The organism is Mesorhizobium sp. WSM4306 (assembly GCF_007003975.1).
Taxonomy (GTDB): domain Bacteria; phylum Pseudomonadota; class Alphaproteobacteria; order Rhizobiales; family Rhizobiaceae; genus Mesorhizobium.
The window spans coordinates 62,373-76,588 of the sequence record NZ_VFTC01000021.1 but is presented as its reverse complement, the minus strand read 5'-3'; the positions used below and the strand labels follow the sequence as shown (position 1 = coordinate 76,588).

General features: G+C 63.2%; 10 protein-coding genes. 8 read left to right on the top strand and 2 right to left on the bottom strand.

What is annotated here, in order from left to right; genetic code table 11:
* Position 1 precedes the first annotated feature (1 nt).
* From FJV77_RS22555 to FJV77_RS22535, 5 genes are all read left to right on the top strand, one after another.
* The gene (locus tag FJV77_RS22555) at positions 2 to 760 is read left to right on the top strand and encodes a protein phosphatase 2C domain-containing protein (RefSeq protein WP_142868818.1); all 759 of its coding nucleotides are present in this window, start codon (positions 2 to 4) and stop codon (positions 758 to 760) included.
* Positions 757 to 3,132 carry a serine/threonine-protein kinase gene (locus FJV77_RS22550; RefSeq protein ID WP_142868817.1) on the top strand — a complete coding sequence of 792 codons (2,376 nt, stop codon included), beginning with the start codon at positions 757 to 759 and terminating at the stop codon, positions 3,130 to 3,132. Before FJV77_RS22555 ends, FJV77_RS22550 begins: the two co-directional genes overlap by 4 nt.
* 11 nt (positions 3,133 to 3,143) lie before the next feature.
* Positions 3,144 to 3,599, top strand: coding sequence for a DUF1036 domain-containing protein (locus FJV77_RS22545; protein ID WP_246691346.1), 456 nt, complete (start codon positions 3,144 to 3,146; stop codon positions 3,597 to 3,599).
* Positions 3,596 to 5,995, top strand: coding sequence for a peptidoglycan DD-metalloendopeptidase family protein (locus FJV77_RS22540; RefSeq protein ID WP_142868816.1), 2,400 nt, complete (start codon positions 3,596 to 3,598; stop codon positions 5,993 to 5,995). The genes FJV77_RS22545 and FJV77_RS22540 overlap by 4 nt, the downstream gene beginning before the upstream one ends.
* A 225-nt stretch (positions 5,996 to 6,220) precedes the next feature.
* Positions 6,221 to 7,876 carry a caspase family protein gene (locus FJV77_RS22535; RefSeq protein ID WP_142868815.1) on the top strand — a complete coding sequence of 552 codons (1,656 nt, stop codon included), beginning with the start codon at positions 6,221 to 6,223 and terminating at the stop codon, positions 7,874 to 7,876.
* Positions 7,877 to 7,961: 85 nt separating this feature from the next.
* Here the strand turns inward: FJV77_RS22535 and FJV77_RS22530 are convergent, their stop codons facing one another.
* Entirely contained in the window at positions 7,962 to 8,498 is a 537-nt protein-coding gene (locus tag FJV77_RS22530; protein ID WP_142868814.1) for an OmpA family protein, read from the bottom strand.
* Between the two features lie 330 nt (positions 8,499 to 8,828).
* Here FJV77_RS22530 and FJV77_RS22525 point away from each other — a divergent pair, with 330 nt between their 5' ends.
* Complete coding sequence (locus tag FJV77_RS22525) at positions 8,829 to 9,392, top strand: hypothetical protein (protein ID WP_142868813.1); 564 nt, start codon at positions 8,829 to 8,831, stop codon at positions 9,390 to 9,392.
* A gap of 21 nt (positions 9,393 to 9,413) precedes the next feature.
* Here the strand turns inward: FJV77_RS22525 and FJV77_RS22520 are convergent, their stop codons facing one another.
* A complete protein-coding gene (locus FJV77_RS22520; RefSeq protein ID WP_246691345.1) occupies positions 9,414 to 9,569 on the bottom strand; it encodes a hypothetical protein in 156 nt (51 codons plus the stop codon).
* Positions 9,570 to 9,690: 121 nt separating this feature from the next.
* Between FJV77_RS22520 and FJV77_RS22515 the strand changes: the two genes are divergently transcribed.
* Together FJV77_RS22515 and FJV77_RS22510 are read left to right on the top strand one after the other, a co-directional pair.
* Positions 9,691 to 10,338, top strand: coding sequence for a response regulator transcription factor (locus tag FJV77_RS22515; RefSeq protein ID WP_142868812.1), 648 nt, complete (start codon positions 9,691 to 9,693; stop codon positions 10,336 to 10,338).
* Between the two features lie 309 nt (positions 10,339 to 10,647).
* A complete protein-coding gene (locus FJV77_RS22510; RefSeq protein ID WP_142868811.1) occupies positions 10,648 to 14,205 on the top strand; it encodes a DUF5801 repeats-in-toxin domain-containing protein in 3,558 nt (1,185 codons plus the stop codon).
* The last annotated feature ends 11 nt before the right edge of the window (positions 14,206 to 14,216 follow it).

Genomic DNA, 14,216 nt, shown 5'->3' with positions numbered 1-14,216 from the left:
AGTGAGCGGTGCCGCCTTTGAGAGCTACGGCGTGAGCCACAAGGGCTGCGTGCGCGACCACAATGAAGACAGCTATCTGGTTGAGCCGCAGATCGGCCTGTGGGTCGTGGCCGACGGCATGGGCGGGCATGAGGCCGGTGAGGTCGCCTCGGCGAGCATTGTCGAGCATCTGGCAACGATCGGCATCGCCAGCTCGGCGCCGGATCTGCGCGCGCGTTTCGAGGACCGGCTGAACCGGGCCCATGCCGAGATCCGCCGGATCGCACGGTCACGCGGCGTGACCATCGGCTCCACCGTCGCAGCACTTCTTGCCATGGACGGCAGGTTCGCCTGCCTGTGGTCGGGCGACAGCCGCGTCTATCTCGTGCGCGATGCCGCGATCTCGCAGATTTCGCGCGACCACACCGAGGTCCAGGAACTTCTCGACAGCGGCGCGATCAGCGCCGCCGAGGCGCAGAACTGGCCGCGCCGCAACGTCATCACACGCGCAATCGGCGTCAACGACGACATCGCCATCGACTTCCAGCAAGGCGAGACGCTGGCGGGCGACATTTTCATCCTGAGCACTGACGGGCTGACAGCGCATGTCAGCGATGCGGAGATTGCGGCTGCGGCTCTATCGGCAGCGCCGCAGGCTGCCTGTGAAAAGCTCCTGGCAATGGTTCTCGAGCGCGGCGGCACCGACAACGTCACCATCGTGCTGGTCAAGATCACAGACAAAGGCAACGGCCTGTCCCAAGCAGGAGGCCACGACCGATGAGCTCCGACGACAAGACGCGGCTGTTGCCCAATATGGCGGATACCAGCGTCGGCACCCAGCTCAGCGGCATCTACGAGCTCGACGAACGCATCGCCTCGGGGGGGATGGGCGAGGTTTATCGCGGCCACAACATCCAGACCGGCGATCATGTCGCGATCAAGATCGTGCTGCCGGAATTCGCCCGCGACCAGACGATCCTGTCGCTGTTTCGCAAGGAAGCCTCGATCCTCAACCATCTGTCGCACGACGCTGTCGTGCGCTATCACGTCTTCACCATCGATCCCGGTATAGGGCGACCCTATCTGGCGATGGAATTCGTCGACGGCCAGTCGCTGTACGACGTCATGCGCGGCGGCGCGATGGCGCCGCAGGATGTGCGCAAGCTGTGCCACAGGCTGGCATCGGGCTTAAGCGCAGTGCACCAGGCCGGCGCCATCCACCGCGATCTTTCGCCCGACAACATCATCCTGCCGGGCGGCCGGGTCGATCGCGCCAAGATCATCGATTTCGGCATTGCGCGATCGGCGGCGGTCGGCGGCGAGACGCTGATCGGCGGCAAGTTCGCCGGAAAATACAACTATGTCTCCCCAGAGCAGCTCGGGCTCTATGGCGGCGAGGTCAGCGAACAGTCCGACATCTACAGCCTGGGGCTGGTGCTGGCGGCGGCGCTGCGTGGCAAGCCGATCGACATGGGCGGCTCGCAATACGAGATCGTCGAAAAACGGCGGACCGTGCCTGATCTCTCCGGCATCGATGCCGATTTCAGGGACATCGTCGAAGCGATGCTGCAGCCTGACCCGAGTGATCGACCGGCCAGCATGGCCGAAATCGCCCGATTGACGCGCGATGACAGCGACGCCACCTTGCCGCCGGCCTCGCTTGCCCCCCGGCCGGGTCTGCCGCGAACCGGGCAGACCGCCGGGCCGGTCTCGAAGGTCGAGGGCTCGCAGACACAAGGGCTCGGTGCGGTCCCCGCAAGCGGCACGGCAGAGCCATCGTTCGTGCCGCACGTGCGCCCAGCGCTTCTGTCGCAACCGAAGCCGGCAGCTGAAATTCCCAGGCGAGCAAGCACACCGACGAAGCCTGCTACTACAGGCCGAAGCCTGACGATCGCGGCGCTGGCGGCGGTTGTCGTGGCATCACTGGGAGGACTTTATGCATCGGGCATCCTGGGTTTCGGAGACCGGCCTCGCGCCATCGATACCGGCAAGACACCGCCGCTCCAACCCGAGCTGACCAAGCCGATCGTCGCGGACAAGCCCGCTCCGGACACTGCGCCGGCGGAAGAGCCAAAGCCGCAACCAGCAGAGACTCCGGCTGAAGATCAAGCCAAAGCGCCGGTCACGCCGCAGCCGACACCGCCAGTCGCGTCGAGCAGTACGGCCCCGGAGCCAGCCGAACCAACCGACAAGACGGTCTCGTTGCAACCACCTTCCAACCCGACACAGCCCGATGTCGCGAAGAAGTCCGAGCCTGTCAGCCCGCCGGTGGAGACCAAGGCAGCCGCACCCGAGCCGACCACGCAAACACCTGAACCAACGGCCGAAGCACCCAAACCCTTGGCGCCGACGCCGGAACCCACCGCTCAAGCCCCTAAACCCGAGCCGCAGGCGCCTGAGCCGACCGCGCAGGCGCCCAAGCCCGAGGTGCAGGCGCCTAAGCCGACCGCAGAGCCCAAGCCAAGCCAGCCCGACATTGCCATGAATGTGCCCAAACCGGAGGTGCCGCCGCCGGCCGATACGGCCGCGGAGCGGGTCGCCTGGGTACGCGCCTTCAACGGGGGTGACTGTTTCTATGCCACGGTGACATCTGCCACCGACAAGGGTGTCGCGATTGAAGGCTTCGGCACGTCGGTGCCGCCGTTCGAACAATTGCTTGGGGAATTCCAGGCGAAGTTCCGTGTCGAGCCGGACATCAGCGTTCGCCTCATCCAGCCGACCCAATGCGGGATCACCGACTTCCTGCGTTTCATGGGGGCAAGCACGGCCGACAGACCGCAGCTGGTGCTCGACCAGACATCGGTGCCGGACGGTTCGCCGATCGACGGCACGCTGGTGACGCGTGGCGGGCTGGTGTCCAGCGTGATTCTGATCGACCACAGGGGCATCGCCTTCAACCTCGACGACCGTGTTGTCGCACAAGCCGACAAGGCGACCTTCTCGATCCCGATCGGGCTCGGCGCCGCCGACAAGGCGGTAGGCAAGGCGCTGCCGCAGATCATCATGGTGATAACCGGTCCGGACGAGATCAAGGCGGCGGACTTCTCGACGCCGACGCCGGCCTCGGTGCTGTTGCCCCGGATCCTCGACGAGATCGGCGCCAGGACCTCGGCATTTTCGGCGACCGCCAAATATTTCCGCCTCGGCGGGTAGCACGGACGCCGATGGAACGCCGTCGCCGTGATCCCATTGCCCTGAATGCGCGCGCAAAACTCGCCGCGATCGCGTTTGCGGCGCTCTTGCTGGCGCTTCTTTCCACCGGGCAGGCGCGCGCCGAATTCACCGTCTGCAACCAGACGCTCGACGTCGTCAATCTTGCCGTCGGCCAGAAGGTCGACGATGCCGACCAGACCGATGGCTGGTGGACCATCGGCGCCAATCAATGCGTCAACGTCATCCGCGAGGAGCTGACCAACCGCTACATCTACATCTACGCCACGGATGTCTTCGGCCACGCCATCCTGGCAGGCTCCACCGAGATGTGCATCGAGCGGCGGCGGTTCTCGATCCGCGGCATCACTGAATGCTGGCAACGCGGCCATATCGCCGCGAAGTTTCTCGAAGTCGACACGCAGGAACAGGTGCGCTGGACCTTCTTCCTGACCGGAAGCGCGCCGTGACGCACAGCATCGACACCAGCTTCAAGGCAAAGAAGCAGGCGCGCGCCGCGCTGCGCAGACGCAGGATCTGGCTCGGGCTGGCGGTTGGTCTAGGGGTCGTCGTCCTTGCCGCGATCACCACCGGCTTCTACCTCACCGCCGACTACTGGTCGTTTGGCGACGAGGACGAGGAGTTGCACGCCGTCGAAGGCTCGGACGACGTGCCGGCCGACGCATCGGTCTATGTGCCCGCCATCATCGATCTGGCCGGCGACCCGATGTGGATCACGCTGGCGCCCGAGGCCGGCGCTGCAACCAAGGGCCGCGCGATGCCGCGCCCGGCGGAGCTCGACCAGGCCGGCATCTCTCCTGAGATCGAAGTCCTGTCCGACGTGATGCTCAGCGCCAGCGAAAAATTCATGACGACGATCCCGTCGACGCAGGAGGATTTCGCCTTCTTCCAGGCGCAGCGGAAGACCGCGGTGACGCCACCCGCAGAACCCGGCGATCCGCAGAATGATCTGCAGAACGATCTCCAGCCCTCGCCCGGCGCGGACGAGGCTCCGTCGGCTCCGGGTCCGGCTCCTGATCCGCAGGCCGCTCCGGGTGCCTCGGCGGCAGCTGATGACCCCGAAGCCGGCTGGGGCGAGACCATCGATGAAGGCGAAGCGGCCCTCCCCGCCTTCCAGAAAACAGCGGTCGAAAACAACACCAGCGTTGCCACCGTCACCAGTGAATATCAGCGCTTCGAGGCGACCGAGGACACTTTCGTCAAGATCCTCAACGACCGCAGCCTGGACAGCGTTGCGCTCGATGCGCATTTTTCCGCCGAGGACGCAAAGCTTGCCGGAGAAGCGCTGAAGGCGCTGTTCGACAAGGACGGCCTGCAGCCTGGCTATGTCGTGGCGATGCGCGGCTTCAGGCCGACGCGCGAGACCACGACAATGTCGCTGATGCAAGTCTCGATCTACGCCAAGAATGTCTTTGTCGGCACGCTGACACGCAACGCGGCCGGCGCTTTCGTGTCGGGTGTCGACCCCTGGGTGCGCGAGGATCTGTTCAACTATTCGGGCGCCGAGACCGAAGGCACGCAGAAACGGCAATACCGCCTGCTCGACGCGATCTATTCGACGGCGGCGCGCAACAATGTGCCGGGCGGCATCATCGGCGAAGCCATCATGTATTTGTCGCGCGGACAGGATCTGGACGCTTTTGCCAGCGAGGACCAGCGCCTTGTGCTGATCTATTCGCAGACGCCGCGCGGTAAGAACGAGACCGACGGACGGGTGCTCTATGTCGGTGTGCAGGGCGCGCAAAAGAGCCTCGACTGTTTCGTTTTCCAGCAGAGCGACGGCCAGTTTTCCTGCGTCTCGGGCGACGACCAGGTGCGCTCGCTGACAGTTGCCAACGGCATGGTGACGCCGGTCAGCGGCGTCATGACGTCGACCTTCGGGCCGCGCAAGCATCCGATCCTGGGCGTGGTCCGCATCCACAAGGGCGTCGACTGGGCAGCACCTGTCGGCACGCCGATCGCCGCCGCCTTCGATGGCGAGATCATCTTCCAGGGCGACGGCGGCGGTTACGGCAACGTGGTGAAGATCGCGCATGCCGGGGGCCGTGAGACGCGCTATGCGCATATGTCGAAATTCGCCATCGCCAGCGGCGTCGGCACCAAGGTGAAGGCCGGCGACATCATCGGCTATATCGGCACCACCGGCCTGTCGACCGGGCCGCATCTGCATTTCGAACTCTATCAGGGCGGCGAGGCGATCGATCCGCTCGGCACCGCGACCGCCGCGATCGCCGCCACCTCCAGCGATCCCGCCGTCGAAACGCTCACCGACCGTATCGTTCATGTCGAATCGGGCGGCAGCGCGCGGGCGAAGAACCCGCTGTCTTCGGCAACCGGCGCCGGCCAGTTCATATCCAAGACCTGGATCCGGATGATGAATACCTATCGTCCCGAACTGGCGCGCTCGCTGTCGACCGCCGACCTTTTGGCGCTGCGCTACGACGCCACCATCTCGCGCGAGATGGTGCGCAATCTGGCGCGCGAGGGCGAGGCCTATCTCAAGGCGCGCGGCCACCAGATCACCGCCGGCCGGCTCTATCTCTGCCATTTCCTCGGCATGGAAGGCGCGCATCAGGTGCTGGCGGCGCCGGGGTCGGCGCAGTTGAACGCGGTGCTCGGCTCGGCCGTCATCCAGGCCAACCCTTTCCTCACCGGCAAGACCGCCAGCTACGTCGTCGACTGGGCGGAACGGAAAATGGGCCGCAAATTGCCGACGCCCGCGACGACCGACGGCCCGCAGACGACAACGACGGAAGTCCGCCAGACGTCGCCGGAGTTTGAAAAGTACAAGCAGGCGATAACGGCGCTGGTCGGTTCGATCCAGAATACGCTTGAGCCCGGTTAAGCCGGGCTGCCGACCGGGTTTTTCGGCAGGCCGATTGGTTTTGAGGCCGGCGGATGGTATATTAGCGGGGCATCTAGAGAGCTTTTTTGGGTCCGTCGTGAACCAAAACTGTGGTTGGGATCACATACGCCCAAGAGCCATTTTGGCAGAAGCGACTGTGTCGCTGGTGAAATTTAGCATGCGCAGACATCCATAGTGCGCCCCTGTGGGGCGGAGGGCTGATCCATGAAAGCGTTTGCCGTCCTTTTGAGCGGATTTTTTCTGTTAACGCTGACCGCGCTTGGCACCGTCCAGGCTGCAGCGCCGGATGCCGGGGCGCCTGGCGCCAAACGCGTCGCGCTGGTCATCGGCAACAGCAAATACGTCCATGCCGTCGAGTTGCCCAATCCGGCCAATGATGCGCGCCTCATCGCATCGACGCTGCGCAATGCCGGCTTCGAGGTGATCGAGGGCGTCGACCAGGATAATGCCGGCATGCACGGCCTGATCAGCAAATTCACCGAGCAGTCCTACGATGCCGACCTGGCCGTCATTTTCTACGCCGGCCACGGCATGCAGGTCGACGGCAAGAACTTTTTGATCCCGGTCGACGCCGAGCTGACATCGCCTGCCTATCTCAAGACCCGCACCGTCCAGATCGACGACTTCATGGCCGCGTTGCCGCCCGACCCGGCGGTCGGCGTCATCATCCTCGATGCCTGCCGCGACAACCCGCTGGCACGGACGCTGGCCGCTGCGATGCCGAAGACCCGATCCACCGCGTTGGGTACGGGTCTCGCGCCAATCGATCCGAAATCGGAAGGCGTCGGAACCGGCGGCATCCTGATTGCCTATGCCACCGACCCGGGCGCCATCGCCTTTGACGGCAACGGCGTCGACAGCCCCTACTCCACCGCGCTCGCCAGACATCTGACCGAACCGGGCGTCGAGATCCAGAGTGCGCTGACCCGGGTGCGTGGCGAAGTGGCCGAGACCACCCAAGGCCGCCAACGGCCATGGCACAACGCATCGCTGGGCCGCGAAGTCTTCCTTGGAAAACCAGCAGCTGAAGCCGCGGCCAAGCCGGCCGCCGATGCTTCGAACGCCACGGCAGCGCCAACCCCTGCCCCCGTCGCCAGCGAACCGCCCTCGTGGGAAGTCGAGCAGCGCCTGTGGGACGAGGCCTCGAAGCGCAACACCGCGCCGTTTTACGAAGCCTATCTCGAACAGTTCCCGAACGGCCGCTTCGCCACGGTGGCGCGGCTGAACATCGACGCGCTGAAGGATCCGAAAGCCCAGGAACGCGAAGTAGCCGCGCTTGATGCTGCCGAAGCGAACCCCGGATCTGCCGTGCGCACCTCGGTCGGCATTTCGGACGACATGAAGAAGGTGCTCGGCACCGCGGAGACAGAGAACGCCATCGGTCTCGATCGCCAGGGCCGCATCGACCTGCAATTGCGCGTCGAGGCGCTGGGCAACGAGCTTGGCCGCGTCGACGGAACCATCGGCGCCAAAACCCGGCAAGCGATCGGCGACTGGCAAGAGGAGAACGGGCTGCCGCCAACCACTTTCCTGACGCGTGAGCAGCTGGCGTTCCTGGAGATCCAGACCGATCCGATGATGGAGGCCGTGCGCGCCAAGCATGAGGCCGACCAGGCCGGCGTAGACAAGTCGAAGAAACAGGTGGTGCAAAAGGCCCGCACGCTGAAGCCGGTGGCGGAGAAACCGCGCAAGAAGCAGTACGCCCAGAAACCACGCAGACAACAGCAATTCGTGCAGAAAAGGAGCAACCGCGAAATCGTGCGCGAGGATGAACCGCCACCGCGGGACAACAATGATTTCCTGACCAAGGCGCTGATCTTCGGCACCGGCGTAGCGGTCGGCGGCGTGCTCAAGAACTGATCGATCATATCAAACAGCAACAACGCCGCGTGTCCGTTGGACACGCGGCGTTGCCGTTACATCGGCCGAGATACAGCCGGCGACACTACTGCGCCTTGATCCGCATCTCGACCCGGCGATTGACGGGATCGTAGGGATTGGGGTTGCGTGGATTGGCCTCGCCGAGGCCGACCGCCTTGATGCGGGTGGACTCGATGCCGTTGGATTCCAGGAAAGCCGTCACCGATTGCGCCCTGCGCTGCGACAGGCCCTCATTGTAGTTCGCCGAGCCGGACGCGTCGGTATAGCCTTCGACGACGAAGGACAGCTTGCTCAGACGGTCGTCCTTCAGCGCCTTGGCGAACTCGTCGAGTTCGCTGCGCGCCTTGGCGTCGAGCTCGGATGAATCCAGGCTGAAATTGATCAGCATATCGAGGCCGGTCTTCTCCGGCGGCTTATCTTTCTGGCCGGTCTTGCTCTTGCACTCATCCTCGGTGCCGACGCAGATTCCGCGCGCCGCGCCGTGATCGATCGAACCGGCAAAAAACTTCACAATGTCTTCCGATTTCTGAAGTGGGTCGGCGTAGGCGTGCGTCGAAAAAAGCACGGCCGCCAACACTAAAACTGAACTGCCCCGCTGCATAACGGCTACTCCTGCTCTGACTCATTGTTTCGACGCAATTCCAGACGGAAAGCCGCTTCACACCTTTCCTGGAATTGCTCTGAGCTTCCGATATCACCAAAGCCCGATCCGTCGGACCAAGACGGTCAGGCTCCATGTCTCTGTTCGACCATCTCTCCGAAAGCCGGCCTCGCCTTTTTTCGGGATCGTGGGTCTGATTGTGGAATATACCAAAGCGCGGCGCGTTTGTCTGTGAACAACGTCATGGACATGTGGCGGTCGACAGGCTTGACCCGCGGCTCGCAGGCGAGTTGAGTGATAGCTGCTCTTGGGGGGAGGACAATAGCAGCGATGGTCAACGGGCTTCGATTCCAGACCGCACGCGATCTCTTCGCCGCAAACAGCGCCGTTGCCCGGGACATGACGGCTGTTCCCACCGACCAACCCTCGCTCGAGTTCTGCCGCCGGCTGATGGCCGGCCGCATCCCCGAAGAAGCGATCACCTTTTGCGCCTATCTCCTGCCCGACCGCGCGGCGATCTGGTGGGGCCATGAGTGCCTTGATCATCTGACCGAGCTGCTCGAGGAGCAGGATCTCGAAACGCTGGCGCTGATCCAGGACTGGGTCGGCGAACCCGGCAATGCAAGCCGCCGGGCGGCTGTCGCCGAGGCGGCGATGGCGCGGCAGCAAACCCCTGCCGGCTGGATCGCACTGGCGGTGCAACGGCATGTCAATGGCTCGGCGGATCAGGCCGACGGGTCGAGGCTACGGCCGCTGCCCGCTGCCCATGCCGTCAATGCCGGCATTCTGGCCGGACTGGCGCGGGTTGCGGTGGAGGATCGTTTCTCGGTGCTCACCGCCTTTGTCGAAATGGGCATCCATCTGGCCGAAACCGAAGCGCTGCGCAGAGCCTGATTGCTCTCACTTGCAGCGGTTTCATTTGCAGCCGTTTTGCGCCCATTTGCCAAGCGCCACCTTGAAGCGCGTGCCCAGCGGATGTTCCAGGCGCAACACCGAGATATCATTGGTGGTCTTGGCCTGGTCGCACGGCCGCTCCTCGGTAGCGCCCATCGAACGCGCGGAAACACCCACGAGTTTCTTTTATAGTCTTGGTTATGTTAGTATATTAGCAACTTCTTGACAATTGTCCAAAGCTCTGGTTTTCTTGACATATTAAACAAAGTTCGTTGCGTTTTTTACGGACGGGGTTCACATGTCGGTCTTGGTAGTCGCGGACCCGCGGGGGGTGTATCTCGCCGGTCTGGATTGGGTTCTGCGGAAGGCTGGACACGATGTTGTCGCCCAGTGCCGCCGCCCTCTAGATGTTCTCCCTCATATAGAGCGCCATCGGCCCGATATTGTCATCGTCGGCCTGGATATCGCCGATCCGCAGACGACCGGTCTTTCCTCTCGCCTGAAGGCCTGCAACAACGCTCCCGGCGTCATCTTCATCGTGCAGCCAAGCGGCCGGCTCGACATCAAGGAAATACAGGCGCTCGGCAGCGACGGTCTGCTGCTCGACGGCATCAGTAACCGCAATCTCGTCGAATGCGTGAGCGCGGTGGCGGCAGGCAAGAAGTGGATCGACAACAAGATCGTCCAACAACTGCTGATGCCCCAATCGCAGCACCAGCCGACGTCCAGGCTTACAGGGCGGGAGACCGAGATCGCCGACCTCGTCTCGCGCGGGCTGCGCAACAAGACCATCGCACAGCGGCTGCATGTGTCCGAAGGCACGGTGAAGATGCACCTGCATCACGTCTACGAGAAGCTGCATCTCGGCGGCCGGGCGGAATTGGCCTGGGTCGCGCATGGCAAGGATGCCGAGCGTCCAGCAATAGGCCGAACCGGCCTGCTCTGACCTTCTCTTTCGCCTGACATCGACAGGATGCCGCAACGGGCCGGAAAGCCGCCTGATGGCAATGGCCGCGCCAACAGCGCGCCCGCGCCGGCCTGATCTACCGAAGGATATATATCGTTCGATCAGGTACGGCCATTCACCATAACACTATCCAACCGGGAATGGACGCGCCCTCCGCGTCGGCGGCACATTGCGGGATTAAAGGCCACAATTCCGTGCGCCAGCGGATGCCCTGGGGTAGGTGCATCCGGCATCGGGTGGGGGGTGAATACCCTTTTTCTTGATGCGTTCAAAAAGGGGAGAATCTCCATGGCACTCGACATCACAACTCAAGACATCGTCATCGACGAGACGACCGGTCTTCAGAACGATGATATCAGCCCTTCCAGCAACCCCACCCTGCTACATCTCCTGACTCTCGGCACCGCGCTGGAGGTCGCCTCAAAGACCGACTTCGTGCAGGCCACGGCCGACGCGGGGGAAACCATCACCTCGGTCGTTCTTACCCAAGACTCCTCAGGAACGCCGTTTTCCACTACCGACGGCGTGGTGACCGACATTCAGACGGTCGATGGCAATTATGTCTGGCTGTTCCAGGACCCGAACAATGCAGATGTCGTGATCGGCGTCATTGGTACCGATGACCCGACTGCCGAGCCCGACCCAACCGATCCGCTCGCCTTCTCGTTTGGGCTCGATCACACCAGCGCCACTGATGCGGACCTGTACCTGGTCCAGTATGTGGCGTTGCTCCACCCGAACTCGGGCGACCCGGACGACCAGATCGATCTGACCGATCTGGTGTACGCGTCGATCGAGGGGACCTCACAGATCAACTTCTCAGGCCAGAATGCGGCTCCCGGCAATCATGATTTCTACCTGATCAATTCGCCCGATGACGCTGCCAAGCAGCTTCTGGTGATTGATGCGAACGGCGGCACCGCCAACGTGAGCACGCAGGGCTTCGGCGTCGACAACAACAGCATCAATCCGGGGGAAACGCTGCAGGTCGACTTTGTGACTGGCGGCCTGCTGAACGCCGGCACTGCCTCGCAAATCCAGTACGGCAGCCATATCGAGACCATCACCGAGGCCGGGTTCACGATCAACCAGATTACGCCTTCTACTCCGACGGCTCGCGTGGACGTCACGATCAGCGCCTTCGACAACACGCTCGACCAGCAAGGCACGGACTTCTTCGACGGCACCACGACCAGCGCCGTTGACATCACCAGCGTCACGTTGACGGGCCAATCGGGGGTTGCCACCACCATCACCGCTGATGGCGACTATGTCACAGGAGGCGGCGACACCATCCACGTCTCAGGGCTTACCGGCACCGGAAACGCCGTGACCATCACCGGGCTGGATAACATCACCACCGTCGATATCACCACCGCCACCAACATGGATCGAATGACGGTAACGGGCGTCGATGCGAACGAAGGCTGCGACATCACCGAGTTCCACTTCTCGGCGACGACCACCAACGCCCACACCGAAGAGGTCGGCTCCTTCATCAACTTCGACGACGACGGGCCGACAGTGGCCGCAGACGGTACTGTTCCGACGTTGACCACCGACGACACCAACATTCCCGATACCACGTCGACAGACTTCTCGGGTGTCTTCACCACCGACCCCGGCGCCGACGGCCTCGACGGCGTCACCTATGCGCTCGGCGTCAAGAGCGCCGGCGTCGACAGCGGCCTCGACGACACGCTCAGCGGCGACAACATTCTGCTGCGCGTCAATCTCAGCGGCCAGGTCGAAGGCTATCTGGAGAACGACACTGGCACGGTGGCCTTCCTGATAAGTGTCGACAGCACCGGCGAGGTGACGCTGACGCAGAACCGCGCGATCGTCCATAACGATCCGGGCGACCCGGTGGAGAGCGGCGCTTCGGCGGCGACACTTGCCGCAGCCGATCTGGTGACGCTGACTGCCACCGCCACTGACGGTGACGGCGACACAGACGATGCGACAGCCAATATCGGCACAGCCTTCACCTTCGAGGACGACGGCCCGACGGTGACGGCGGACGGCACCGTTCCGACGCTCGTCACCGACGATTCGGAACTTTCCGATACCGCATCGGCAGGGTTTGCTTCCGCCTTCACCACCGACCTCGGCGCCGACGGCGGTGCCGTCACCTATGCGCTCGACGTCCAGAGCGCTGGTGTCGACAGCGGCCTCGACGACACGCTCAGCGGCGACAACATCCTGCTGCGCGTCAATCTCAGCGGCCAAGTCGAAGGCTATCTGGAGAGCGACACGGCTACGGTCGCCTTCCTGATCAGCGTCGATGAGAACACCGGCGAGGTGACGCTGACCCAGGACCGCGCGGTCATCCATAACGATCCGACCGACCCGGTGGAGAGCGGCGCTTCGGCGGCGGTACTTGCCGCGGCCGGCCTGGTGACCTTGACTGCCACCGCCACCGATGGTGACGGCGACACCGCCTCGGATACTGCCGATATCGGCACGGCCTTCACCTTCGAGGATGATGGTCCGACGATCACGGTGCCTTTCGACGGTGATGCATCCGGTGGTGGTAGCGATGGTACTCACGAAAGCCTGGTTAACGCGGCCGGTGAGGAGGCCAGTGGAGCCTTCGGCTACGACATTGGTGCGGACGCTCATACGGCCCTGTTCTATACGAACGGCGGTTCTGATTTTGTCGACCAGGATGGCGACCCGCTTAATGGGGTCCAGATCGCACTCAGCGGCACGATCATCGGCGGCGGCGGGGGCACTCTCATCACCTCGGACGTGACACTCGCATCGGAGGACTCCGCCTCCGCGACGTTCAACTTCAGCTTCACCTACGACAAGGATCCGGCACCTGGCGTACAGACGGGCACGGCGGCCGGCACCCTCGTCTTCGACAAGGTTTTGGACACTTATGCCATCACCCTGACCGACGCGCTCGAAGGCTTCAGCTTCGACGTGCTGCATACCAACGAGTTGCTGGCCAAGGCGCCCACCGGCAACACGGGACACCCGCTGATCGTCGCCGAGCAGCTGACGCCGAACGGCGATCCAGATCCGTTCTTCGTGCAGTTCACCGCAAACTCGACAACCAACTCCATCAAGTTCGGCTTCAACTCGACCGGCGACGGAGCGGTTGTTGGTGATACCACGTTCAACAACGGCGGTGCCACCCACGACATGATCACCAACCTCCACGAAGACTGGGTTTCCGCGACCCAGGCGACGAACGGGGTCGCTGGCGACACCATCCAGAAGGGTGAAGCTCTGACCTTGCGGTTCTTCGAAGAGAACATTCTGGGGGATGTGAACCCGAAAGCGCCTGGTGGTGGCGATGAGCGGCTTGACCCGACCGCGGTGGCCAGCGGTGTCGTCATCAAGTTCGACGGCATCGGCAACAGTGAAGACCTCGTCCTGATCCTCGACCTGAAGGATGCCAACGGCAACGAGATAACGAGGGCGGTCAATGTGCAGAACTCGGACCTGATCAAAGGGAACGCCAATGTCCCCTTCCCGTACAGCACCGAGTTCACGCTCGATAACAACGATGCCTTGCTCATCCTCGAACAGAACGACTACACGGCCGCCGGTGAGACCTACCAGATACAAGGCATTCAAATCATGCAGAGCGCCAATGGGTTGACGGGAACCGCCATCAACCTGGACGGGGCCATCGGAGCCAATCACGGCAGCAGTACCACCTCTGGTCTGACGGCTTGGGATCCGACCGATAACGATGTCCTGAAGATCGTCGACATCGGGTTTGTGCAGCAGACCAGCGGGACTGTCGACGCCAACCTCGACTTCGCCTTCCAGGTGGCGGACGCGGACGGGGATTCGACTGACGTCCAGCACATACTTGTCGACGTTGCCTGACGGTTGACCAA